The sequence below is a fragment of the Pantoea sp. R13S299 genome, from assembly GCF_048515925.1.
Classification (GTDB): domain Bacteria; phylum Pseudomonadota; class Gammaproteobacteria; order Enterobacterales; family Enterobacteriaceae; genus Pantoea.
On sequence record NZ_JBLYEF010000001.1, the window covers coordinates 2,163,237 to 2,185,281 of the forward strand.

Annotated in this window: 22 protein-coding genes; 9 read left to right on the top strand and 13 right to left on the bottom strand. The window is 55.8% G+C overall.

The genetic code is table 11. The annotated features are described in order from the left end of the window. The first annotated feature begins 2 nt into the window (after nucleotides 1–2). Genes ACN1CO_RS10385 through ACN1CO_RS10410 form a run of 6 tightly spaced genes read left to right on the top strand, consistent with a single transcriptional unit; the run spans nucleotide 3 to nucleotide 2,180 of the window. Nucleotides 3–362 carry a hypothetical protein gene (locus ACN1CO_RS10385; RefSeq protein WP_419138863.1) on the top strand — a complete coding sequence of 120 codons (360 nt, stop codon included), beginning with the start codon at nucleotides 3–5 and terminating at the stop codon, nucleotides 360–362. Continuing rightward, nucleotides 359–1,060 carry an MT-A70 family methyltransferase gene (locus ACN1CO_RS10390; RefSeq protein WP_419138864.1) on the top strand — a complete coding sequence of 234 codons (702 nt, stop codon included), beginning with the start codon at nucleotides 359–361 and terminating at the stop codon, nucleotides 1,058–1,060. The genes ACN1CO_RS10385 and ACN1CO_RS10390 overlap by 4 nt, the downstream gene beginning before the upstream one ends. Beyond that, the gene (locus tag ACN1CO_RS10395; RefSeq protein ID WP_419138865.1) at nucleotides 1,057–1,458 is read left to right on the top strand and encodes a hypothetical protein; all 402 of its coding nucleotides are present in this window, start codon (nucleotides 1,057–1,059) and stop codon (nucleotides 1,456–1,458) included. The genes ACN1CO_RS10390 and ACN1CO_RS10395 overlap by 4 nt, the downstream gene beginning before the upstream one ends. Beyond that, complete coding sequence (locus tag ACN1CO_RS10400; protein ID WP_419138866.1) at nucleotides 1,455–1,679, top strand: hypothetical protein; 225 nt, start codon at nucleotides 1,455–1,457, stop codon at nucleotides 1,677–1,679. The genes ACN1CO_RS10395 and ACN1CO_RS10400 overlap by 4 nt, the downstream gene beginning before the upstream one ends. Beyond that, nucleotides 1,660–2,007 (top strand): hypothetical protein, encoded by a 348-nt coding sequence (locus tag ACN1CO_RS10405; protein ID WP_419138867.1) that lies wholly within the window; start codon nucleotides 1,660–1,662, stop codon nucleotides 2,005–2,007. Before ACN1CO_RS10400 ends, ACN1CO_RS10405 begins: the two co-directional genes overlap by 20 nt. Beyond that, nucleotides 2,007–2,180, top strand: a complete 174-nt coding sequence (locus tag ACN1CO_RS10410; protein ID WP_419138868.1) for an MFS transporter permease — start codon at nucleotides 2,007–2,009, stop codon at nucleotides 2,178–2,180. The genes ACN1CO_RS10405 and ACN1CO_RS10410 overlap by 1 nt, the downstream gene beginning before the upstream one ends. Here ACN1CO_RS10410 and ACN1CO_RS10415 read toward each other — a convergent pair. The 3 genes from ACN1CO_RS10415 to guaB form a co-directional block, all read right to left on the bottom strand. Continuing rightward, nucleotides 2,165–3,424 carry a tyrosine-type recombinase/integrase gene (locus ACN1CO_RS10415; protein WP_419138869.1) on the bottom strand — a complete coding sequence of 420 codons (1,260 nt, stop codon included), beginning with the start codon at nucleotides 3,422–3,424 and terminating at the stop codon, nucleotides 2,165–2,167. The genes ACN1CO_RS10410 and ACN1CO_RS10415 overlap by 16 nt on opposite strands. A gap of 216 nt (nucleotides 3,425–3,640) precedes the next feature. Beyond that, nucleotides 3,641–5,221 carry a glutamine-hydrolyzing GMP synthase gene (gene guaA, locus ACN1CO_RS10420; RefSeq protein WP_090958702.1) on the bottom strand — a complete coding sequence of 527 codons (1,581 nt, stop codon included), beginning with the start codon at nucleotides 5,219–5,221 and terminating at the stop codon, nucleotides 3,641–3,643. 68 nt (nucleotides 5,222–5,289) lie between these two features. Then, nucleotides 5,290–6,756: an IMP dehydrogenase gene (guaB, locus tag ACN1CO_RS10425; protein ID WP_161734332.1), complete on the bottom strand. Its 1,467-nt coding sequence runs from the start codon at nucleotides 6,754–6,756 to the stop codon at nucleotides 5,290–5,292. A gap of 168 nt (nucleotides 6,757–6,924) precedes the next feature. On the opposite strand from guaB, the gene xseA reads away from it, so the two are divergent. From xseA to ACN1CO_RS10440, 3 genes are all read left to right on the top strand, one after another. Continuing rightward, nucleotides 6,925–8,298 (top strand): exodeoxyribonuclease VII large subunit, encoded by a 1,374-nt coding sequence (gene xseA, locus ACN1CO_RS10430; RefSeq protein ID WP_419139015.1) that lies wholly within the window; start codon nucleotides 6,925–6,927, stop codon nucleotides 8,296–8,298. Nucleotides 8,299–8,415: 117 nt separating this feature from the next. Continuing rightward, nucleotides 8,416–9,429: a M4 family metallopeptidase gene (locus tag ACN1CO_RS10435; RefSeq protein ID WP_419138870.1), complete on the top strand. Its 1,014-nt coding sequence runs from the start codon at nucleotides 8,416–8,418 to the stop codon at nucleotides 9,427–9,429. Continuing rightward, entirely contained in the window at nucleotides 9,426–9,758 is a 333-nt protein-coding gene (locus ACN1CO_RS10440) for a protealysin inhibitor emfourin (RefSeq protein ID WP_283547321.1), read from the top strand. The genes ACN1CO_RS10435 and ACN1CO_RS10440 overlap by 4 nt, the downstream gene beginning before the upstream one ends. A 47-nt stretch (nucleotides 9,759–9,805) precedes the next feature. Here the strand turns inward: ACN1CO_RS10440 and ACN1CO_RS10445 are convergent, their stop codons facing one another. From ACN1CO_RS10445 to ACN1CO_RS10490, 10 genes are all read right to left on the bottom strand, one after another. Next, the gene (locus ACN1CO_RS10445; protein ID WP_419138871.1) at nucleotides 9,806–12,247 is read right to left on the bottom strand and encodes a glucose/quinate/shikimate family membrane-bound PQQ-dependent dehydrogenase; all 2,442 of its coding nucleotides are present in this window, start codon (nucleotides 12,245–12,247) and stop codon (nucleotides 9,806–9,808) included. Nucleotides 12,248–12,559: 312 nt separating this feature from the next. After that, a complete protein-coding gene (locus tag ACN1CO_RS10450; protein ID WP_419138872.1) occupies nucleotides 12,560–12,781 on the bottom strand; it encodes a zinc ribbon domain-containing protein in 222 nt (73 codons plus the stop codon). 63 nt (nucleotides 12,782–12,844) lie between these two features. Continuing rightward, entirely contained in the window at nucleotides 12,845–14,335 is a 1,491-nt protein-coding gene (der, locus tag ACN1CO_RS10455; RefSeq protein ID WP_419138873.1) for a ribosome biogenesis GTPase Der, read from the bottom strand. A gap of 174 nt (nucleotides 14,336–14,509) precedes the next feature. After that, the gene (gene bamB / locus ACN1CO_RS10460) at nucleotides 14,510–15,691 is read right to left on the bottom strand and encodes an outer membrane protein assembly factor BamB (protein WP_419138874.1); all 1,182 of its coding nucleotides are present in this window, start codon (nucleotides 15,689–15,691) and stop codon (nucleotides 14,510–14,512) included. 19 nt (nucleotides 15,692–15,710) lie between these two features. Next, nucleotides 15,711–16,328, bottom strand: a complete 618-nt coding sequence (locus ACN1CO_RS10465) for a YfgM family protein (protein ID WP_136196758.1) — start codon at nucleotides 16,326–16,328, stop codon at nucleotides 15,711–15,713. A 39-nt stretch (nucleotides 16,329–16,367) separates the two neighbouring features. Next, the gene (hisS, locus tag ACN1CO_RS10470; RefSeq protein WP_090958670.1) at nucleotides 16,368–17,642 is read right to left on the bottom strand and encodes a histidine--tRNA ligase; all 1,275 of its coding nucleotides are present in this window, start codon (nucleotides 17,640–17,642) and stop codon (nucleotides 16,368–16,370) included. Nucleotides 17,643–17,747: 105 nt separating this feature from the next. Beyond that, a complete protein-coding gene (gene ispG / locus ACN1CO_RS10475; RefSeq protein ID WP_090958667.1) occupies nucleotides 17,748–18,869 on the bottom strand; it encodes a flavodoxin-dependent (E)-4-hydroxy-3-methylbut-2-enyl-diphosphate synthase in 1,122 nt (373 codons plus the stop codon). A 40-nt stretch (nucleotides 18,870–18,909) separates the two neighbouring features. Continuing rightward, nucleotides 18,910–19,929 (bottom strand): cytoskeleton protein RodZ, encoded by a 1,020-nt coding sequence (gene rodZ, locus ACN1CO_RS10480; protein ID WP_419138875.1) that lies wholly within the window; start codon nucleotides 19,927–19,929, stop codon nucleotides 18,910–18,912. Then, the gene (gene pilW, locus ACN1CO_RS10485) at nucleotides 19,919–20,653 is read right to left on the bottom strand and encodes a type IV pilus biogenesis/stability protein PilW (RefSeq protein WP_419138876.1); all 735 of its coding nucleotides are present in this window, start codon (nucleotides 20,651–20,653) and stop codon (nucleotides 19,919–19,921) included. The genes rodZ and pilW overlap by 11 nt, the downstream gene beginning before the upstream one ends. Before the next feature lie 80 nt (nucleotides 20,654–20,733). Beyond that, entirely contained in the window at nucleotides 20,734–21,903 is a 1,170-nt protein-coding gene (locus tag ACN1CO_RS10490) for a bifunctional tRNA (adenosine(37)-C2)-methyltransferase TrmG/ribosomal RNA large subunit methyltransferase RlmN (protein ID WP_419138877.1), read from the bottom strand. Nucleotides 21,904–22,045 lie beyond the last annotated feature (142 nt).

The window sequence follows — 22,045 nt, forward strand, 5'->3', positions numbered from 1 at the left end:
TCATGACATCGAAAGAATTAATCCTCACTTATCTGCAGGAGCATGGCGGATCCCGGTCCGTCGATATTCACGCCCACCTGGCGGAGCACGGTCTGAAGCGTGAAAGCTCAATGTCAGCGCTGAGCAAACTGGTGCGCGCCGGTGAAGTTATGCGCGGCCGGTTCCGCCAGGACTACATTTGCTGGCTGAAAAACACCAACGTGGTGATCAGCCCGAGTGAAATGCGCAACCGGCTGAGCAATGCAAACCGCCGCCTGAATGCGATGAACAGCATCAACGTGGTGTTTGATGAGTGCCGGGCCAACAGCCAGGTATACCGGATGGATCAGCTGCTGCGTTCGGCGCGTGAGGTGCGGGCATGAACTATCAACTGATTTATGCCGACCCTCCCTGGTCATATGGCAACACCATCAGCAACGGTGCCGCGGATAACCACTACGGCACCATGTCGATGGCTGACCTCAAGCGCCTGCCGGTGTGGTCGCTGGCTGCGCCAGATGCCGTGCTGGCGATGTGGTACACCGGCACACACGCTGAAGAAGCTATCGCGCTGGCTGAGGCATGGGGCTTCGATGTGCGCACGATGAAGGGTTTCACCTGGGTGAAGCTGAACCATCTGGCGGAGCAGCACATCAATAAAGCGCTGCGAGATGGCGAGATCGAAGATTTCTATGACCTGCTGGCGCTGCTGAACACCCAGACGCGCATGAACGGCGGCAACTACACCCGCGCCAACACAGAAGACTGCCTGATCGCAGTGCGCGGTGCGGGACTGGAGCGCCTGAACGCATCAATCAAACAGGTGATTTACAGCCCTCTGGGTGAGCACAGCGCGAAACCATGGGACGCCCGACACCGCCTGGAACTTCTCTATGGTGATGTGTCACGCATCGAGTTGTTCAGCCGTGGCGATGCTGAAGGCTGGCATCACTGGGGTAATCAGAATCCTCACAACGACATTGAGTTGGTGCCTGGCGGATTTGAGGTAAACGACAAACAGCCGCGCCGGATAGAGGTTACGCGCGGCATGGTGCAGGTGACGAGAGGTAATGCAGCATGACAGACTTCAACTCAATAACGCACGTTGTTGCCCGCAAACAGCACCAGTGCTGTGAGTGCAGGGGAATCATCGCGCCGCTGGATGTTTACGAGCGGGTGGCGGGAGCCTGGGATGGTAGCTTCAGCACCTTCAAAACCTGCCAGCACTGCGAAACAGCCCGTGACTGGCTGCTGAATGAAACCGACTGGCCTGGCGACGTTGACGGCGAAGGTCACTCCTATTTCATGGAGCAGCTTCGCGATCATCTGATGGAACAGGCACGCGAGGGTGATCGCAAGTACGCTTTCCGCGCCTATCGCTTCGTCGCGCTGATGAAGCGCCGCCGCAAGGCATGGGCTGAAGCGTACAACGCGGAAACGGTCAGGATTCGCGACCGGGTTGTAGGGGGTGCAGCATGACACAGGTAACTCAACTGGTAATCACACCACCACTGATGCGTCAGGCCCGCAACATGACGCTGGCAATCATCGACCTGGCTAAGAAGCGCGACCTGACGCCGGAGCAGTTCCGGGACCGCCTGCACGCTATCGATATGCTGGCACGTGAAGCACACGACACGATTGTTGAAGCTGAGTTTGAGCAGGAAGACAGGAGCACCAATGAAAAAGCTAACAGCTGAAGTCGCACGTCGGGATATATCCCACCTCAAAGCATTTCAAAAGCAGCCAAATATTGGGCTGAGCCTGCGTGAAGAAACCTACCTGCAAGCCCTTGAGATTGCACTCCCCATACTGGAGCAGCAGGAGCGGGGGGATGGGTGGATTGAGTGGAGTGGTGGCGATTGCCCGGTAGAACGAATGGCGATTGTTGAGGTTAAGTTCACTCAGACACCTCAAGGCGAAGGTATTGCGCACTGGTGGGACTGGCATCACGAGGAAGGTGAGAACAACATCATCGCCTACCGAATCATCCCGGAGCAGCCCACCAATCAGAGCGGAGAGCAGTGATGATTGCCCTATCGATTTACCTCATGATCGCCGCTTACCTGCTGGGTAAACTGGAAGACGGGCCGCACTCACCGCAGTCTGTCTTTATCTGCCTGGCATGGTTCCCGGCAGCACTGATCTACCTGTCAGCGCTGCTGGCGGACAAAACACTCGGCGATCATCCTGAACGTTGAGCCATCCATTGTTCGAACCGCAATGGTGAGAACGGCACCAAATCTGAAAGGCTCCCATCTATCCACCCATCCACCATGTCGGCCCACTGCTGCAGCATAAACGTGCGTTGCGGAAGGTATTCCGCTTTGTTGTATACCGCGCGCACGCCTTTCTGCTCATGGGCCAGACACTTCTCTATCCAGTCAGACGGATAACCCGCTTCGTGCAGCAGCGTGCTCGCCGTGCGCCGCAGGTCATGCACTGAAAAATCCCCCAGCCCTTGCCTACCCTCTTTTCTCGTTTCCTCAATCGTAATGTTAATCACCCGGTTAAGCGCCGCGTTCGACAGCGGCTTAGTGAGGTCATACCGTCCGGCGAGAAGATACTTACTTCCGCCGGCACACATCTGCAGGCCCACCAGCAGATCATTAGCCTGGCTCGACAGCGGGATGATGTGCGCCCTGCTCGCCTTCATGCGTCCGGCGGGGATCTGCCAGAGCTGGCGACCGAAATCTATCTCATCCCACACAGCGTTTGTGAACTCACTTTTCCTGACCAATGTCAGCATGACGAACTTCAGCGCCAGCTTAAGCGTCGGCATCGTGGCCACGTTGTCCAGGGTGCGAAAGAACAGACCGATCTCTGCCGGATTCAGCGCCGTGGTGCGTGGCTCAAACGTAGCGATCGATGATGCTTTGATGCGCTCAGCAGGGTTAACGTAATCGTGTCCCCTGTCAGCTGCATACCGGAAGACGCTGGCGACAATCTCCCGCGCCTGGACGGCAGTAGCCCGGCCGCCGCGCGCGACAATGCGGTCACACAGATCCCGGACCATGGCCGTAGTGATTTCAGTCATCAGCTTATTACCCAGCGCCGGGAGTATGTCGCGATCAATAACGGCCTGCTTCATGGCGCGTGTACTGTCCGCCAGGCGAACGTGCGCCATATAGCTGACGGTAAAATGATTGAAGCGGTCAGCGCCGGTGATGTGTTTTTTACCGTCACGCTTCGCCGCAGCCGGTGATATGCCTGAGTCGATCAGCTTTTTGGCGGTATTTAATTTTTCGCGTGCTTCCGCCAGGCTGATACCGTCAGGGCCATACTTACCGATCGTCAGCGTCTCGCGGCGACCGTTGAAACGGTAGTCATACCGGAAAGACACGGTGCCGCCGGGCTGGACCGATACATACAGCCCCTCCCGATCTGTGACTTTGTAGGCTTTCTCGCGGGGCTTCAGGTTCTTCAGCTTTGTGTCGGTGAGCATGATGATGTGACTCCGTATACCGTCACCGCTACCAATCTGGTAACGGTAAAAAGGATCAGGAGCGTACAACGGAAAGGGTTTACCGTCAAAAATACCGACGGTAAATTGAGGCTTTCAGCAATCGTTATCAATCGTCAAAAAGAAAAGGCCACCTGCAAACGCTGGTGGCCTCTGGCTTCACTCAATCACGGTCAATCGTTATCAAGTGGCCGTACATCATTCCCACTCAATCGTCGCTGGTGGCTTACCGCTGATGTCATACACCACGCGGGAGATGCCGTCGACTTCATTGATAATGCGGTTAGAGACGCGGCCCAGGAAATCATATGGCAGGTGCGCCCAGTGGGCGGTCATAAAGTCGATGGTTTCCACCGCACGCAGCGAGACAACCCAGTCATATTTACGGCCATCACCCATCACACCGACCGAACGAACCGGCAGGAAGACGGTGAACGCCTGGCTGACTTTGTTGTAGAGATCCGCTTTGTGCAGCTCTTCGATGAAGATGGCATCGGCACGACGCAGCAGATCGCAATACTCTTTCTTCACTTCACCCAGCACGCGAACGCCCAGACCCGGACCCGGGAATGGATGGCGGAACAGCATGTCGTACGGCAGGCCCAGCTCCAGACCAATCTTACGCACTTCGTCTTTGAACAGCTCTTTCAGCGGCTCAACCAGGCCCATCTTCATCTCTTTCGGCAGGCCACCGACGTTGTGGTGCGATTTGATAACATGCGCTTTACCGGTGGCAGACGCCGCCGACTCAATCACGTCGGGATAGATGGTGCCCTGCGCCAGCCACTTCACGTCCTGCAGCTTCAGCGCTTCTTCGTCGAACACTTCCACAAAGACGCGGCCGATGGTTTTACGTTTGGCTTCAGGTTCATCAATACCCGCCAGCGCATCCAGGAAGCGCATCTCAGCTGGTACATGGATGATGTTGAGACCGAAGTGGTCACCAAACATATCCATCACCTGCTCTGCTTCATTCAGACGCAGCAGGCCGTTGTCCACGAACACGCAGGTCAGACGGTCGCCGATGGCGCGATGCAGCAGCATCGCCGTCACGGAAGAGTCCACGCCGCCAGACAGGCCAAGGATCACTTTGTCATTGCCCACCTGCTCACGCAGACGCTCAACGGCATCTTCAATGATTTTGGCTGGCGTCCACAGGGCTTCACATTCACAGATGTCGATGATGAAGCGCTCAAGCATCCGCAGACCCTGACGGGTATGGGTCACTTCCGGGTGGAACTGCACGCCGTAGAAACGCTTCTCTTCGTTAGCCATGATGGCGAACGGACAGGTTTCTGTGCTGGCAACGGTCACGAAGTCAGCCGGGATCGCCGTGACTTTGTCACCGTGGCTCATCCAGACATCCAGCAGTGGTTTACCGGCGGCGCTGATCGCATCTTCGATATCGCGAACCAGCGCGCTTGGCGTGGTCACTTCGACCTGCGCATAACCGAACTCACGCTCGTTTGAGCCAGCAACGGTGCCGCCCAGCTGCATCGCCATGGTCTGCATACCGTAGCAGACGCCCAACACCGGCACGCCAGCGTTGAAGACATATTCAGGTGCACGCGGGCTGTTCAGTTCGGTGGTGCTTTCCGGACCACCGGAAAGGATGATACCGCTTGGATTGAACTGGCGAATCTGCTCTTCGGTGACATCCCATGCCCAGAGTTCACAGTAAACGCCGAGTTCACGCACGCGGCGGGCAACCAGCTGAGTATATTGAGAGCCGAAATCGAGAATCAGAATGCGATGCTTATGGATATTTTCCGTCGTCATTGAGGGGTTTCCAGAACGGTGACTTGATCAATAAAAGCGCCCGGCTTGAGCCGGGCGGGAAATCGGGATTATGAACCCATGCGGTAGTTCGGTGACTCTTTGGTGATGGTCACGTCATGCACGTGGCTCTCATTGATGCCCGCGCCGCTGATGCGGACAAATTCCGCTTTGGTGCGCAGGTCGTCAATGGTCGGGCAACCGGTCAGGCCCATGCACGAACGCAGTCCGCCCATCTGCTGATGCACGATCTCTTTCAGACGGCCTTTATAGGCCACGCGGCCTTCGATGCCTTCCGGCACCAGTTTGTCGGCGGCGTTATCAGTCTGGAAGTAACGGTCAGAAGAGCCTTTGGACATCGCGCCCAGTGAACCCATGCCGCGATAGGATTTGAATGAACGGCCCTGATAGAGTTCGATTTCGCCCGGTGACTCTTCGGTCCCCGCCAGCATCGAACCGACCATCACACAGGACGCACCGGCGGCGATCGCTTTCGCGATATCACCAGAGAAGCGGATGCCGCCATCGGCGATAACAGGAATACCGGTGCCTTCCAGCGCGGTCACGGCATCAGAGACGGCAGTGATCTGCGGAACACCTACGCCGGTGACGATACGGGTCGTACAGATAGAGCCAGGACCGATACCCACTTTAACGGCGCTGACGCCTGCCGCAACCAGCGCCAGAGCACCAGCGCCAGTGGCGACGTTGCCGCCGACGATTTCCAGGTCAGGATATTTAGCGCGGGTTTCACGGATACGTGACAGCACGCCTTCAGAGTGGCCGTGTGAGGAGTCAATCAGCAGCACGTCAACGCCTGCTGCGACCAGCGCATCGATACGCTCTTCGTTACCGGCACCGGCGCCAACTGCCGCACCGACACGCAGACGACCCTGCGCATCTTTACAGGCGTTAGGTTTACGTTCGGCTTTCTGGAAGTCTTTAACCGTGATCATGCCCAGCAGATGGAAGCTGTCATCCACCACCAGCGCTTTCTCGACACGTTTTTCGTGCATTTTATGCAGCACCACATCACGCGCTTCGCCCTCTTTCACCGTCACCAGACGATCTTTCGGGGTCATGACCGCAGAGACAGGCTGAGAGAGGTCGGTGACAAAGCGGACGTCACGGCCGGTGATGATACCCACCAGTTCGTTGTCGCGGTTGACGACCGGGTAGCCCGCAAAGCCGTTGCGCTCGGTCAGTACTTTAACGTCAGCCAGTGGCGTGGTTGGCAGCACGGTCTGCGGTTCAGTGACTACACCGCTTTCATGTTTCTTCACCTTGCGCACTTCGTCCGCCTGGCGTTCGATCGACATATTTTTATGGATGAAGCCAAGACCGCCTTCCTGTGCCAGCGCAATCGCCAGACCCGCTTCAGTCACGGTGTCCATTGCAGCAGAGAGCATAGGAATGTTTAAACGGATATTTTTGGTCAGCTGAGTGCTGAGATCGGCCGTATTAGGCAGGACGGTGGAGTGTGCAGGGACGAGCAGAACGTCGTCAAAAGTGAGTGCTTCTTTAGCGATTCTTAACATGGCAATACTCCACCTCGGGTGATTGAGAATAGATAAAATATTGCCGCGGCATTATACAGGCCGTAATCGATTGCCTCCAGCATTATTTACGAAAAACTCTTGATCCACACCGGCAGCAATGTAGTATCGATGAATTAACCTGCTGATTTGGAATTTGATCTTCGTCACATGTCGCTGCCACCCATCGCCAATATTTTTACCGTCAGCCGTCTCAATACGACAGTGCGTCAGCTGCTGGAGAAAGAGATGGGCCTGGTCTGGATCAGCGCCGAGATTTCCAACTTCACCCAACCGGCTTCCGGTCACTGGTACTTCACGCTGAAAGATGATGGCGCTCAGGTTCGCTGCGCCATGTTCCGCAACAGCAATCGTCGCGTCACCTTCCGTCCACAGCATGGTCAGCAGGTGCTGGTTCGCGCCAACATCACGCTCTATGAACCGCGCGGTGACTATCAGCTGATTGCCGAAAGTATGCATCCGGCGGGTGAAGGTTTGCTGCAGCAGCAATTTGAACTGCTGAAAGCAAAGCTGGCGACCGAAGGACTGTTTGATCCGCAGCATAAGCAACCGCTGCCGGAACCGGCGCGTCAGGTTGGGGTTATCACCTCTTCCACCGGTGCGGCACTGCACGATGTGTTACGCGTACTCCATCGCCGTGATCCCTCCCTGCCCGTCGTGATCTACCCGACCGTTGTTCAGGGCGTCGATGCACCAGCGGCTATCGTCCGCGCAATTGAAATGGCCAACCTGCGCAACGAGTGCGACGTATTAATCGTCGGGCGCGGCGGTGGTTCGCTGGAAGATTTATGGAGCTTTAACGACGAACGCGTGGCGCGCGCCATTTTTGCCAGTCGCATTCCAATCGTCAGCGCGGTCGGGCATGAAACCGACGTCACCATTGCTGACTTCGTCGCCGATTTACGCGCACCCACCCCTTCCGCCGCAGCTGAAATTGTCAGCCGTAACCAGCTGGAACTGCTGCGTCAGTTGCAGTCGCAGCAACAGCGGCTGGAGATGGCGATGGATTACTACCTGGCGCGCCAGCAGCGGCTTTACACCCGTCTTGAGCATCGCCTGCAGCAACAGCATCCGCAACTGCGTCTGGCCCGTCAGCAGACCGCCCTGTTCCGTCTGCAGCAGCGTCTGGGTGAAGCGATGGAAACCCGGCTGCGTCAGGCTACACGTCAGCAGGATCGCCTGGCGCATCGACTCAACACTCAGCAGCCGCAGCAGCGGCTGTTCGAGGCGCAAAAGCAGCTGCAAAGCTGGCACTATCGCCTGCAGCAGAGCATGACGAAACAGCTCAGCAGCAGTAAACAGACGTTTGGTCAGCTGGTGGCGCAGTTGGAAGGCGTCAGCCCGCTGGCGACGCTGGCGCGTGGTTTTAGCGTGACCACTGACACCGCCGGACAGGTGGTGAAGAAAACTGCGCAGCTCCAGAGCGGCGATCTGCTGCGCACCCGTCTTGATGATGGCTGGGTTGAAAGCCAGGTGACACAGTTGTTGCCTGAGAAAAAGCGCCGCCGCAAGAGCGCTTCCTGACGCTAACTCTTTCTGTCAGATCAGACTTTTCTACTCACCGCTGGCCTCACTAATGAGGTCTAACCAGCGTGGCGGGTCTATACTTTTTGGCACATTCATAGTGCCAAGGAGTTCCAGATGGCTTACTGCGTTATTCCTCCCTACATCCTTCGCAAAATCATCGCGCACGGTTCCGGCCACCAGCAGGAGCAGGCGCGTCGCACCCTGACACACGTTCAGCACCTGATGGCGGAGCACTGGCAAAAGCCAACCGGCGTTAAGACGGCGGTGGGTGGTCATGTGGATCGTGAAATTTATGATGCGCAAAGTCAGGAAACTCTGCCGGGTAAATTGATTCGCAAGGAGGGTCAGCCCGGCAATGACGATGTGGCAGCTGAGGAAGCCTGGGACTACCTTGGCGTGACCTATGACTTTTTCTGGCAGGCTTACCAGCGTAACTCGCTGGATAATCAGGGGCTGAAATTACTGGGTACCGTCCACTACGGTGAGAAATACCAGAATGCCTTCTGGAACGGTCAGCAGATGGTATTTGGTGACGGTGACGGCGAAATCTTTAATCGCTTCACCATTGCGATTGACGTTGTGGCGCATGAACTGGCGCATGGCGTTACGGAAAACGAAGCCGGGCTGATCTACTTCGAGCAGGCTGGCGCGCTGAATGAGTCGCTGTCGGACGTTTTTGGCTCGCTGGTTAAACAGTTCAGCAAAAAACAGCGCGCCGATGAGGCGGACTGGCTCATCGGTGAAGGCCTGCTGGCGAAGGGTATTAACGGGCGTGGACTGCGATCGATGTCTGAACCCGGCACCGCCTACGATGATCCGATGCTGGGCAAAGATCCGCAGCCGGCACACATGGATCACTACGTGAAGACCCGGGAAGATAACGGCGGGGTTCATATTAACTCCGGCATTCCTAACAGAGCCTTTTATCTGGCGGCCACCGCGCTGGGCGGACATGCGTGGGAACAGGCGGGATATGCCTGGTACGATACCGTGTGTGACGACGAACTGCCGCAGGATGCTGACTTTAAGACCTTTGCCAGCTTCACCATCAGGCATGGTAAAAAGCGGTTCAACGACTCGGTCAGCAGTGCAATTGAACAGGCGTGGAAGGAGGTTGGCGTGCTATGAGTGAACTGCCCGAACTCACCGATGATGCCACCATCATCGTCGCGCGTGAAGGCGGCATGGCCTTTATTCCGGGGCTTCGCGCCGAACGTCGCTTTATGCTGGGCGAGTTGCCGCCTCCTGAAAAGCAGCGCGTCTGTCATGCGCTGGAGCAGGCGATGCCGCTGGGCGAACCCGAGGAGAAGGCCGCGCAGGTGGGCAGTGGCGACCAGCGCTATTTCCGCATCCAGATTCAGTATGCCACCCGCCGCGAGGTGGGCACCATTGTGCTGCTGATTCCGGAACAGGTGGCGCCGCCAGAGTTGCAGGCGCTGTGGCGCGACGGTAAATAAGCAAAAAAAAAGGGCCGACAAATGTCGGCCCTTTTCCTTGTGCGTTGTTACTTGCTGTCTGGCAGCGCGTAAGCAATCACGTAGTCACCACGGTCCGGTGACTGACGTGCGCCACCTGCCGAGATCAGGATGTACTGCTTGCCATCCTTCGGTGAGACGTAGCTCATCGGGCCGCCCTGACTGCCCACCGGCAGACGTGCTTTCCACACTTCTTTACCGGTTGAAGAATCAAAGGCGCGCAGGTAGTAATCCTGTGTACCGGCGATGAACACCAGGCCACCCTGCGTTGCCAGCGTACCGCCCAATGTTGGCATACCAATTGGCATTTTCATGCGCATCTTGATGCCGAACGGACCGGTATCCTGCACCGTACCAACCGGCACCTGCCAGACGATTTTCTGGGTTTTCATGTCAATCGCCGACAGCGTACCAAACGGCGGCTTCTGACAAGGGATGCCCAGCGGTGACATAAAGCGGTTTTTGTTCACTGCATATGGCGTGCCTTTCAGCGGAACGGCACCCATACCGGTGTTGATCGCTTCGCCGCCATTACTGCCACGCGCCGTTTTATCGGTATCCGCCGGGATCATCTGAACCCACAGACCCAGACGCATGTCATTGACGAACAACAGGTGATTGTTCGGATCGGTCGACATACTGCCCCAGTTCATACCGCCCAGTGAACCCGGGAAGCTCAGAGACTTATCAGTGTCCGGCACGGTGAACAGGCCGTCATAGCGCATGGATTTAAAACCAATGCGGCAGGCCAGCTGATCAAACGGCGTTGCACCCCACATGTCAGACTCTTTCAGCGTCTGGTTGCCAATCTGCGGCATACCGGTCGAGTGAGGCTGCGTTTTGGTGTACTGCTCGTTCGGGATATGACCCTGCGGCATTGGCAGTTCTTCGACTTTGGTCAGCGGCTTGCCGGTCATACGGTCAAGCACGAAGATCATACCGGTTTTGCCGCCAATCACGACCGCTGGCGTGGTGCTGCCATCTTTTTGCGGGAAGTCGATCAGCCCTGGCTGCATCGGCAGGTCAAAGTCCCACAGATCGTTATGCACGGTCTGATAGACCCACTTCTCTTTACCGGTGGTGGCATCCAGTGCCAGCACTGAAGCACCGTATTTGTGATCCAGTTCGGTACGGTTCGCTCCCCACAGGTCCACTGACGAACTGCCCATCGGAATGAACACGGTGTTCATTGACGGGTCATAAGACATCGGTGCCCAGGAGTTCGGCGTACTGCGGGTGTAATCTTTACCCGGCATCAGAATCGCATTCGGGTCGACATTGCCCGGGTCAAACGCCCAGCGCATCTTACCGGTGATAACGTCAAAGCCACGCAACACGCCGCCAGGCATATCGGTCTGCACGTTATCCGCGACACGACCACCCACCACGACGGTGGTGCCGGCCAGCGTTGGCGCGGAAGTCAGCTGATATTGCGGATCCGGAGCCTTACCCATGCCTGCTTTAAGATCTACGATGCCGTGATCGCCAAAGTTTTCACAGAACTCACCGTTGTCAGCGTTGATCGCAATCAGACGCGCATCGATGGTGTTCATCAGAATACGGCGCTGACAGCTATCACCGGCTGGCAGCACAGCCGCCGTGACCGGAATAGAACCCGGCTTGTCCGGCTGTTGCACAGGTTTGGTTGCATCAAAGTAAGCCAGACCACGGCAGCGCGGCCAGACTTCAGCCTGAGCGTTAATTTCACGTTTCCAGATCTGCTTACCTGTATTAGCTTCAACGGCGATAACGTTGTTGTGCGGCGTACAGAGGTAAAGTGTGTTGCCAATCTGCAACGGCGTCTGCTGATCTTCTGCGCCGTTACCGGTCGGGCTGACAGGCGTATCACCGGTGCGGAAAGTCCAGGCGACCTGCAGATCTTTCACGTTGTCGCGGGTGATCTGATCCAGCGCCACAAAGCGGCTGCCCTGCGGAGTATTACCGTAGTTATCCCAGTCTTTCTGCTGTTTCGCTTTATCAACCGGGATCAGTGGCAGCTCTTCGCCAGTCGCTGCAACGGTAGGATGTGGCTGGAACATCTGCACCAGCGTCACCACCATGCCTGCCGCCAGCAGCGCAGAGAAGGCGTAGGAAGGTTTTGCCAGTGAGTGCTTACCTTCGTGCTTACGCAGCGAAGGCCAGATCAGGAAGGCCAGCATCGTCAGTCCGGCTGGCACCATCAGGCGCGATACCAGTGGCCAGAAATCCAGACCCGCGTCAAACAGCGACCAGATCAGGGTGCCGATAAAAACCAGCAGGAACAGAACCACTGCCGATGATTTGCGACGGAAGAACTGAATTGCAGAGAGGACAGTGACAATACCCGCAATTAAAAAGTACGCGCTGCCGCCCAGGGCAACCAGTTTACCGCCGCCAATTGCAAAAAACAGACCGGTGGCAAGCAGCACCAGTCCGAGTAGCACGGATGCTATTCCCAGCCCCTTTCCGGAACGGGAGGATGTTTCAGCCATAACACTTACTCTCCTGAATAAACAGAGCGCCCGGACAGGTGCGATCCGGACTCCGGCGCGATAAAAGGTGCGCGCAGAGCATCGCTCGGTTTCAAATCGAATATAAACAGACCCGCGTCCGTGAGAATCGTTGGGCCGGAAGAGCACAGATGTGGCAAACCCCTCCCACGACGCGGCAGGATTGTACCACCTGGTACGTTATAGAGTGAACATATCCAACCGGTTTGTTACGGCGCAATAGCATTTTTGCTACAAAAAGGGCCAGGCGTCGTTATGGATTCTCAGACAGATTAAGCGTAGCTGAAAGCGGCGTCAGTGACCTGGCGGCTGGAAAAGTACGCGCTTGCGGGAAATCAGGCCGTGTCCGTTACGGCAAAAATAGTCCACCGCGCCGCAGGCTTTGAGTACCTCAAGCGGCTGGTAACACTCGGGACAGCAGGGTTGCGCGGGATAATGCGCACCACAGGCATGGCAGATAAATTCACCGTCGCTGAGCGACAGCGGTTGCTGACATTTTTCACACATCACACTCATGTTCCTCTCCCTGCCCTGATGAATTCAGAGCAAAAAAAAGAGGGCCAGATGGCCCTCATTTTATTAACGCTTATTCTTTTTCATATGCGCCAGCAGACGCTTACGTTTACGCTGCTGCGTTGGCGTCAGCAGGTTACGTTTGCCTTCATAAGGGTTATCACCCTCTTTAAACTGAATACGGATTGGCGTTCCCATCACGTTGAGTGATTTGCGGAAATAGTTCATCAGGTAGCGTTTGTAAGAATCGGGCAGATCCTTAACCTGGTTACCGTGGATCACCACGATAGGTGGGTTATAACCACCGGCATGCGCGTATTTAAGCTTAACGCGACGACTGCGCACCAGCGGTGGCTGGTGATCGTCTGCGGCCATATTCATGATGCGGGTCAGCAGCGAGGTGTTTACGCGCTTCGTCGAACAGTCATAGGCTTCAGTGATCGATTCAAACAGGTTACCGACGCCGCTGCCGTGCAGCGCAGAGATAAAGTGGATGCGGGCGAAATCGATAAAGCCCAGACGGTAGTCCAGCGTCTCTTTCACTTCATCACGCACTTCCTGCGACAGGCCATCCCACTTGTTAACCACAATCACCAGCGAACGACCACTGTTGAGAATGAAGCCAAGCAGCGAGAGATCCTGATCGGAAATACCGGCGTGAGCATCAATCACCAGCATCACTACGTTGGCATCTTCAATCGCCTGCAGCGTCTTGATTACCGAGAATTTTTCGACGGTGTCAGAGATTTTGGCACGCTTACGCACACCGGCGGTGTCGATCAGAACGTATTCACGTCCATCACGTTCCATCGGAATGTAGATGCTGTCGCGGGTAGTGCCCGGCATATCGTAGACCACGACGCGGTCTTCACCGAGAATGCGGTTGGTCAGCGTTGACTTACCTACGTTAGGACGGCCAACGATCGCCAGTTTGATTGGCAGGCCCGTCGGGTCGAAGTTTTCTTCTTCCTCTGCGGCTTCCTGCTCAGCAATCTCGTCAGCTTCAAGCGCAGCCCAGTACGCCTGGTTTTCTTCTTCTTCAGTGAGCTCGACCGACTCAACTTTTTCCATCCACGGCAGCAGTGCCTCTTCGATCAGGCTGCTCACACCACGACCATGCGATGCCGCAATGGCGTGGATCTCGCCCAGACCCAGTGAATAGAAGTCGACCACCGCCTGATCCGGATCCATTCCGTCAGTTTTATTAGCCACCAGGAAGGTTGCTTTCTGACGGGAACGGAGATGCTTAGCGATTTGCAAATCGGCGGCCATCAGGCCCGCACGTGCATCGACCATAAACAGCACAACATCGGCTTCTTCAATCGCCAGCAGTGACTGCTCGGCCATCCGCGTTTCGACACCCTCTTCGGAGCCGTCGATACCACCGGTATCAATAACAATAAATTCGCGCCCTTCCACTTCGGCGCGACCATATTTGCGATCGCGAGTCAGTCCAGGAAAATCCGCTACCAGCGCATCACGTGTGCGTGTTAAACGGTTGAATAGCGTAGATTTTCCCACATTGGGACGCCCAACCAGCGCGACCACAGGTACCATAACAAAATGCCTCAATAAATAATTAATCGCCCGAATGGCGTGATTATAACGGCTCTGGCCGTTAAGTTCAGGCTTAAGGCGCAAAGAATACCATGCCTGACTAAAAACGAAACGGCCCCTGATTAAATCAGGAGCCGTCGGAACGGAGGATTTCACCTGCCAGACGTTTACCCGTTAACGGGTAATCGCATAAACCTCACCATCTTTCGACTGGATCAGCAGCTTATCGCTGGCGACCACCGGCTCGGTCTGGAAGCCTGAGCTATCCAGTTCCTGCTGCGCGACGAAACGACCATCAGTGGTGTTCAGCCAGTGCAGATAACCTTCGCTGTCGCCAACCACCAGATAGCCGTTGTAGAGCACCGGTGACGTCAGGTTGCGGTGCAGCAGATCGCTCTGACGCCAGATGGCAACACCACCGTCAACGTTCAGCGCAATCACACGGTCGTCCTGATCGACCAGATAGATATGGCCGGCATCAACAATCAGATCTTTCACACCGCCGATTTCGCGTTTCCACAAAATCTGACCAGAACGCAGGTCAAGTGCTGACAGATTACCGTTGTAGGCCAGTGCATAGACCACGCCGTTGACGATAACCGGTGTGGTATCGACGTCGTTAAGACGATCGATCTCAGTGGCACCGCTGACCTGAGAAATACGCTGCTGCCAGATCAGCTGTCCCTGGTTCATCACCACGGCACTGACACGGCCGTTGTCGCCACCGACAATGGCGCCGCCAAAGGCGACAGCCGGAGCAGATTCACCGCGCAGTGACAACGCTGGCATATCCAGGTTGACGCTCCACTTCACCGCACCGCTGCTCTGATCCAGGCCCTGCAACATGCCGTTGCTGGTATGAATCAGTACCAGACCATCGCTGACCACCGGACGTGACAGTGCTTCACCGGCGACTTTCGTCTGCCAGGCCAGGCTACCATCACTGCTGTTCAGGGCATAAACCTGGCCGCGTTCGCTGCCAACATAAATGCGATTGCTATCCGCCGTCAGGCCGCCAGATAACAGGGCTGAGATGTTTTTCGAGAAGAAGCCGGTTTTCTCAGAGAGATCGACTTTCCATTTTTCTTTACCGTCTGCGGCATCCAGCGCTTTGACAATGCCAAAGCGGTCGGCAGCATAAACCGTATTATCCTGCCAGGCAGGATGCAGATTTGAGTAGAAATCACCGACGCCATCACCCACCGAGGTGCTCCACACTTTCTGTGGCGTGAACTGATTTTCCACCTTCGGCAACGGGGCCATTTTTACTACATCTTCTTCGCCGCTAAACAGCGAACAACCGCTGAGCAAAGTGACTGAAATCAGTCCCGGCAGCAGGTATTTACGTAATTCCATGCGCTCTCTCTTGACTGGCTTAGCTTAAGTTATTCATCTTCATCTGCATCATTTGCTTCAATGCCGGAGAGGCGTCAGATTCAACCCCTTTACTCCAGGCATCGCGCGCGCCCTGCTTGTCGCCTTTGGTCAGCAGCGCTTCGCCGCGAATATCGGCCACAATGGCTGTCCAGCCATCACCCTTCACACCGTCAAGGGTTTTAAGCGCCGCATCCGCTTGATTCTGTTGCAGTTGAATGCGTGCCAGACGCAGGTTAATCACCGCCTGCAGATTGGCATCTTTGGTATCTTTCAGTCCGTTTTGCAGCAGCGTCGCCGCCTTATCGAGCTGGCCAGCATCAACATACTGCTTCGCCAGATCCATCGCAGCCAGCGCACCGTAGGTATTGCTGTTTTCACTGGCAAAACGGTTTACCGCTTCCAGCGTCTCCGGTTTACCCGCCTGCATGGCGCTGGTGAGCTGCTGATACTGCGCAGAAACTGACTTCGCCGTATCATCCTGATGACTGCTCCAGTAACGCCAGCCACCCAGCGCAGCAATGCCGATCACTACGCCAATAGCTAACGCTTTGCCATTGTTGGCAAAAAAGTTGCGCAGCGCGTCGGTCTGCTCGTTCTCATTGCTATACACTTCCACGCAATCCCTCTCCTTTCTATGGTTGGTGCTGTGTCACGCTTACTGTAACAGCGTGCGCAATACAGCAGCAGCCTCTGCCTGATCCAGCGTTTGCTGCTCGCCACGGCGCAGATCTTTAATCACGACCTGACCGGCTTTGACTTCATCCTCGCCTAACACCAGGGCAACGCGAGCGCCCCATTTGTCAGCACGGGCAAATTGCTTCTTGAAGTTGCCGCCGCCAAAGTTGGTCATCAGCCTCAGTTCTGGCGCTTCGTCACGCAATTTCTCAGCCAGCTGCATTGCAGCCGACTGCACGCCCTGACCTGAAGCGATAACATAGACATCCACATTGCTCGTCGGTTCAAATTCAGGATTAACCGCCTGAACCAGCAGCACCAGACGCTCCATGCCCATGGCAAAGCCTACGGCTGGTGTTGCACGACCACCGAGCTGCTCAACCAGGCCATCGTAGCGACCGCCGCCACATACCGTGCCCTGAGAACCCAGGCTATCGGTGACCCACTCAATCACGGTGCGATTGTAGTAATCCAGACCGCGCACCAGACGCTGATTGACGGTATAGCTAATTCCGGCGTCATCCAGCAGGGCACACAGGCCGCTGAAATGTTCGCGTGATTCGTCATCCAGATAGTCGCCAAGCTGTGGCGCATCATTCAGCAGCTGCTGAACATCGGGATTTTTACTGTCGAGAACGCGCATCGGGTTGCTGTACATGCGGCGTTTGCAATCCTCATCCAGCACCTCTTTGTGCTGCTCAAGAAAGGCAACCAGCGCGTCGCGGTAGTGAGCACGCGCTTCCAGCGAACCGATAGAGTTAAGTTCCAGGCGAACGTGCTCAGAGATACCCAGGGCTTTCCACCAACGGGCATTCAGCATGATCAGCTCAGCATCGATATCCGGTCCCTGCAGACCAAACACTTCCACGCCAATCTGATAGAACTGACGATAGCGGCCTTTCTGCGGACGCTCATAGCGGAACATCGGTCCCATGTACCACAGGCGCTGTTCCTGGTTGTAGAGTAAACCGTGTTCGATACCGGCGCGCACGCAGCCTGCCGTGCCTTCCGGACGCAGCGTCAGGCTTTCACCGTTGCGGTCTTCGAAGGTATACATCTCTTTTTCAACCACGTCGGTGACTTCACCGATGGCGCGTTTAAACAGTGGGGTTTGCTCTACCAGCGGTAAGCGAATTTCGCTGTAACCGTAGCTCGCCAGCGTCTGCTTGAGAACGCCTTCAATCCGTTGCCAGAGGGCAGTATCGGCAGGCAGGTAGTCGTTCATCCCGCGAATCGCCTGAATATTCTTCGCCACGTTAGAATCTCTTAATGCAAAAAAACCTGTCCGGCATCATACCTTATGAGGATGAAACCGCACAGGTTCAGTCAAAAAAGTCACGCGCGCAGACCGCGCACGCCATTATTTTTCCAGATGCTGCACATCAATACGACGGCTGGCATCCAGCATCGACGCTTTGGCACGAATGCGCGCTTCCAGCTGATCGATCATGTCGTTATTATCGAGACGATCGCGCTGACGCACACCATCTTCGTAGAAACCACTCTTCTTACTGCCGCCGGTTACGCCCAGCGTAGAGAGGGTCGCTTCACCCGGTCCGTTAACCACACAACCGATAATGGAGACATCCATCGGGGTGATCAGATCTTCCAGACGCTGCTCCAGCGCGTTGACCGTACCGATAACGTCAAACTCCTGACGTGAACAGGTAGGACAGGCGATGAAGTTAATTCCACGGGAGCGAATGCGCAGTGATTTCAGGATATCGAAACCGACTTTGACTTCTTCAACCGGATCGGCCGCCAGCGAGATACGCAGCGTATCGCCGATCCCTTCTGAAAGCAGCAGACCCAGCCCAATTGCAGATTTCACTGCGCCTGCACGCGCGCCGCCCGCTTCGGTGATGCCGAGGTGCAGAGGCTGTTCGATCTGTTTCGCCAGCAGGCGATAAGATTCAACGGCGAGGAAGACGTCAGAGGCTTTTACGCTGACTTTGAATTGATCGAAGTTAAGACGGTCGAGATGATCGACATGGCGCATGGCAGATTCCAGCAACGCCTGAGGCGTCGGCTCGCCATACTTTTCCTGCAGATCTTTTTCAAGCGAACCGGCGTTCACGCCAATTCGAATCGGAATATTGTTGTCGCGTGCGCAGTCAACCACCATGCGGATGCGCTCATTGTTCCCGATATTACCGGGATTGATGCGCAGGCAGTCGACGCCATACTCGGCGACTTTAAGGGCGATGCGGTAGTCAAAATGAATATCTGCAACCAGCGGCACGTTCACCTGCTGTTTGATCAGTCTGAATGCTTCTGCGGCATCCATGGTAGGCACTGAGATACGCACGATGTCGACACCGACGCGCTCAAGAGCTCTGATCTGATTTACCGTCGCTTCCACGTCAGTGGTGCGGGTGTTGGTCATCGACTGAACAGCGATTGGCGCGCCGTCACCGACCGGCACCTTGCCGACGTAAATACGTTTGGATTTACGGCGGATAATGGGTGCTTCGTTATGCATATTATTTCTTCTCCACAATTGCCCGGTACACGATACGCTGTTATTGCGCACCCAATGTCAGGCGAGCAACCTGGTTATTACGGATAAAACGACTTAAATCAACGGGCTGATTCTGATATTGCACCTGAACAGCGGAAGGCGCGCCAATTTTCAGACGATAAGGAGGCGTTCCTGCGAGGCTGAGTTTACCACCACTGCGCTGAATGCCGCTGAACAGTTTTTTGCCGGTCGCGTCACTCACTTCCAGCCAGCAGTCGGCGTTGAAGGTCATCACTACCGCGTTAGGGTCAGCCGCAGGTTCACTGACCGCGGCGGCTCCCACTGGCATCTGAGGTGCTGTGCTGGTAGCAGAATTCGTGGCTGCAGGTGCAGCCGCGGAGTTGTCCACTGGCGCCTGGCTTGGCGAAACCACGGCATTGCTGGTGTTATCCGGCTGCGTGGTAGTCGCGTTATTGCTGGCGCTGGCGGCCGGAGCCGCACTCGCTGGTGTGCTGGCCGCGTTGTTACCGCTGGCCGGGGTATTGCTTTCGTCAGGCGCGGCAGGTGCCGCGCTGTCACCGCTGGATTCACCCAGCGGAATCGACTGTCCGTTATCACCGCCGCTGTTGCTGCTCTGATCGGTCATCGGCACCAGATCATCCTGCGACGCTTTATGATTCTGCCACCACCAGGCACCGGTCAGACCCACCACCACAAACACCACCAGCCAGGTGAAAATCATCAGCCAGCCGTCGCGTTTCTTGCGGCGTTTGCCCAGAGAGAAACTTTGCATCGGTTCGATCTTTGAAGAACGAATCGGTGTCTGTTTCGCCATCATCGGCAGCAGTTCCTCTTCAGGAATGTGCACCAGACGCGCGTAAGAGCGAATATATCCGCGCAGGAACGTGGTCGCTAAATCGGCGGGCGATTTGTCTTCCTCGATATCACGCACGGTAGAGAGTTTCAAACACAGGCGCTCAGCGACGTTCTGCTGCGTCAGCCCCATCTGCTCACGGGCCAGACGCAGGCGTTCACCTGTTGATTGTAATGCAGAGTTTTCTTGAGTGGCTTCAGTATTCATTAGCTAAATAACGCTGGTACTGTATCGATTGCGGAAAACGTCGCGCTAACCGGTCGCCATAACGTGAAACGTCAGCGGCATTTCCCTGTAGCGCGGCGAAACGTAAGTGTAACGCCAGACTTCGTGCCGTTTCGGGCAGCTGTTGCTGGTAAACGTCGAGCAAAACCTGCGCCTTCGCCAGATGGTTATCTGCCATCTGCTTTTCAGCTTCCGACAGCAGCGAGTCAGCTTTGCGACTGTCGGCCTCAATGGCCTGACGTAACGTCCTGCCAGCAGAAGCCACATCGCCAGCCTGCAGATAACAAAATCCTGCCAGTTCAAGCGCGTCATTGCGTGCATCAAACTGCTGTGCTGCGCCTGCCCGACTAAACTGTTGATGCGCTTCGTCATACTGCCTTAAAGCGCAGAGAAACGCACCGTAATTGTTAGCAACAAAACCATTATCCGGGGCCTGCTGCTGTGCCAGTATAAACCGTGCCTGCGCCGCTGTCTGATTACCCTGCTTCTGCGCCAGTCGTGCCAGCGCAAGCGAGACCCGGTAATCCTCTGGCGCGGCGGCCTGTGCCCGCAGAAAGTTTCGCTCAGCCGCGGCATAGTCGCCACCTGCCAGATAGTGCATCCCTAACTGCAGACGCACCTCTTCAGCGCCAGGTTCATGTGCCTGGCTGACACACCCGCTTACAACAAACAGCGCCAGTAAAATTGCAGGTAATCCGTTACGCATAATCGTTTCCATCCGGTTGACGTTGACAGGTTGCAGCCTGCCACGCGTCATCACGTCAGGAAACGATCTGTGTCAGCCTTCTAGAGAGGCTTCACAGATATGGTTTCACCTGCCATTTTAAGGCGCATCGTCCGCTTGGTACGGTCAATGACTTCTCCGGCTAACTGACCACAGGCGGCATCAATGTCATCGCCACGGGTTTTACGCACGATGGTGGTAAAACCATAGTCCATCAGGACTTTGGAGAAACGATCGATGCGGCTGTTGGAGCTGCGGCCATACGGCGCGCCCGGGAAGGGGTTCCACGGAATCAGGTTGATTTTACACGGAGTTTCTTTCAGCAATGCGGCAAGTTCATGCGCATCATCGGTGCTGTCATTAACGTGATCCAGCAAGACGTACTCAATCGTCACACGTCCCTGGTTGGCGTTGGATTTCGCAATATAACGTTTTACCGCCGCCAGGAAGGTTTCGATATTGTACTTTTTGTTGATCGGCACGATGTCATCACGCAGCTTGTCGTTTGCTGCATGCAGGGAGATCGCCAGCGCGACATCGATCATATCGCCCAGTTTATCCAGCGCAGGCACGACACCTGAAGTGGACAGGGTCACGCGACGTTTCGACAGACCAAAACCGAAATCATCCAGCATGATTTCCATCGCCGGGACCACGTTATTGAGGTTGAGCAGTGGCTCGCCCATGCCCATCATCACCACGTTGGTGATCGGACGCTGGCCGGTGATTTTCGCTGCGCCGACAATTTTCGCCGCACGCCACACCTGACCAATAATTTCTGACACCCGCAGGTTACGGTTAAAGCCCTGCTGTGCGGTCGAACAGAATTTACACTCCAGCGCACAACCCACCTGTGAAGAAACACAGAGCGTGGCGCGGTCCCCTTCCGGGATATAGACCGTTTCCACCAGCTGGTCGCCCACGCGAATAGCCCATTTAATGGTGCCGTCGGTGGAGCGCATCTCTTCTGCCACTTCTGGCGCGCGGATCTCCGTCAGCTCCATCAGCCGGTTACGCAGCTTTTTGTTGATGTCGGTCATCTGCTCGAAGTCATCGCAGCAGTAGTGATAAATCCACTTCATGACCTGATCGGCGCGGAACGGCTTTTCGCCCAGCGACAGGAAAAATTCGCGCATCTGCTGACGGTTGAGATCCAGCAGGTTGATTTTCTGGCTTTTAGGGGAAACGACAATGGGGGATGCGGACGCGGACGTCTCAATCTGTTCGGACATAATATTCTCTGGCCTCGTTGTTACACGTTATGGCGCTGTTCAGGGATAGGTGAAAAAATTGCGCCTTCATTAAGCGATGTCAATGAAGGCGCAATATTGTACAACATCTGCGGCCTGATAACAGGCGGGAGTGACCTCCCCT

Excerpts from the sequence above, each read along its gene's own strand:
- ACN1CO_RS10410 (WP_419138868.1), top strand. The coding sequence starts at position 2,007 with ATGATTGCCCTATCGATTTACCTCATGATCGCCGCTTACCTGCTGGGT.
- rodZ (WP_419138875.1), bottom strand. The coding sequence starts at position 19,929 with ATGAATACTGAAGCCACTCAAGAAAACTCTGCATTACAATCAACAGGT.
- xseA (WP_419139015.1), top strand. The coding sequence starts at position 6,925 with ATGTCGCTGCCACCCATCGCCAATATTTTTACCGTCAGCCGTCTCAAT.
- ACN1CO_RS10405 (WP_419138867.1), top strand. The coding sequence starts at position 1,660 with ATGAAAAAGCTAACAGCTGAAGTCGCACGTCGGGATATATCCCACCTC.
- ACN1CO_RS10385 (WP_419138863.1), top strand. The coding sequence starts at position 3 with ATGACATCGAAAGAATTAATCCTCACTTATCTGCAGGAGCATGGCGGA.
- ispG (WP_090958667.1), bottom strand. The coding sequence starts at position 18,869 with ATGCATAACGAAGCACCCATTATCCGCCGTAAATCCAAACGTATTTAC.
- ACN1CO_RS10440 (WP_283547321.1), top strand. The coding sequence starts at position 9,426 with ATGAGTGAACTGCCCGAACTCACCGATGATGCCACCATCATCGTCGCG.
- ACN1CO_RS10395 (WP_419138865.1), top strand. The coding sequence starts at position 1,057 with ATGACAGACTTCAACTCAATAACGCACGTTGTTGCCCGCAAACAGCAC.
- guaA (WP_090958702.1), bottom strand. The coding sequence starts at position 5,221 with ATGACGACGGAAAATATCCATAAGCATCGCATTCTGATTCTCGATTTC.
- ACN1CO_RS10445 (WP_419138871.1), bottom strand. The coding sequence starts at position 12,247 with ATGGCTGAAACATCCTCCCGTTCCGGAAAGGGGCTGGGAATAGCATCC.
- pilW (WP_419138876.1), bottom strand. The coding sequence starts at position 20,653 with ATGCGTAACGGATTACCTGCAATTTTACTGGCGCTGTTTGTTGTAAGC.
- der (WP_419138873.1), bottom strand. The coding sequence starts at position 14,335 with ATGGTACCTGTGGTCGCGCTGGTTGGGCGTCCCAATGTGGGAAAATCT.
- ACN1CO_RS10450 (WP_419138872.1), bottom strand. The coding sequence starts at position 12,781 with ATGAGTGTGATGTGTGAAAAATGTCAGCAACCGCTGTCGCTCAGCGAC.
- ACN1CO_RS10435 (WP_419138870.1), top strand. The coding sequence starts at position 8,416 with ATGGCTTACTGCGTTATTCCTCCCTACATCCTTCGCAAAATCATCGCG.
- ACN1CO_RS10415 (WP_419138869.1), bottom strand. The coding sequence starts at position 3,424 with ATGCTCACCGACACAAAGCTGAAGAACCTGAAGCCCCGCGAGAAAGCC.
- ACN1CO_RS10390 (WP_419138864.1), top strand. The coding sequence starts at position 359 with ATGAACTATCAACTGATTTATGCCGACCCTCCCTGGTCATATGGCAAC.
- ACN1CO_RS10490 (WP_419138877.1), bottom strand. The coding sequence starts at position 21,903 with ATGTCCGAACAGATTGAGACGTCCGCGTCCGCATCCCCCATTGTCGTT.
- bamB (WP_419138874.1), bottom strand. The coding sequence starts at position 15,691 with ATGGAATTACGTAAATACCTGCTGCCGGGACTGATTTCAGTCACTTTG.
- ACN1CO_RS10400 (WP_419138866.1), top strand. The coding sequence starts at position 1,455 with ATGACACAGGTAACTCAACTGGTAATCACACCACCACTGATGCGTCAG.
- guaB (WP_161734332.1), bottom strand. The coding sequence starts at position 6,756 with ATGTTAAGAATCGCTAAAGAAGCACTCACTTTTGACGACGTTCTGCTC.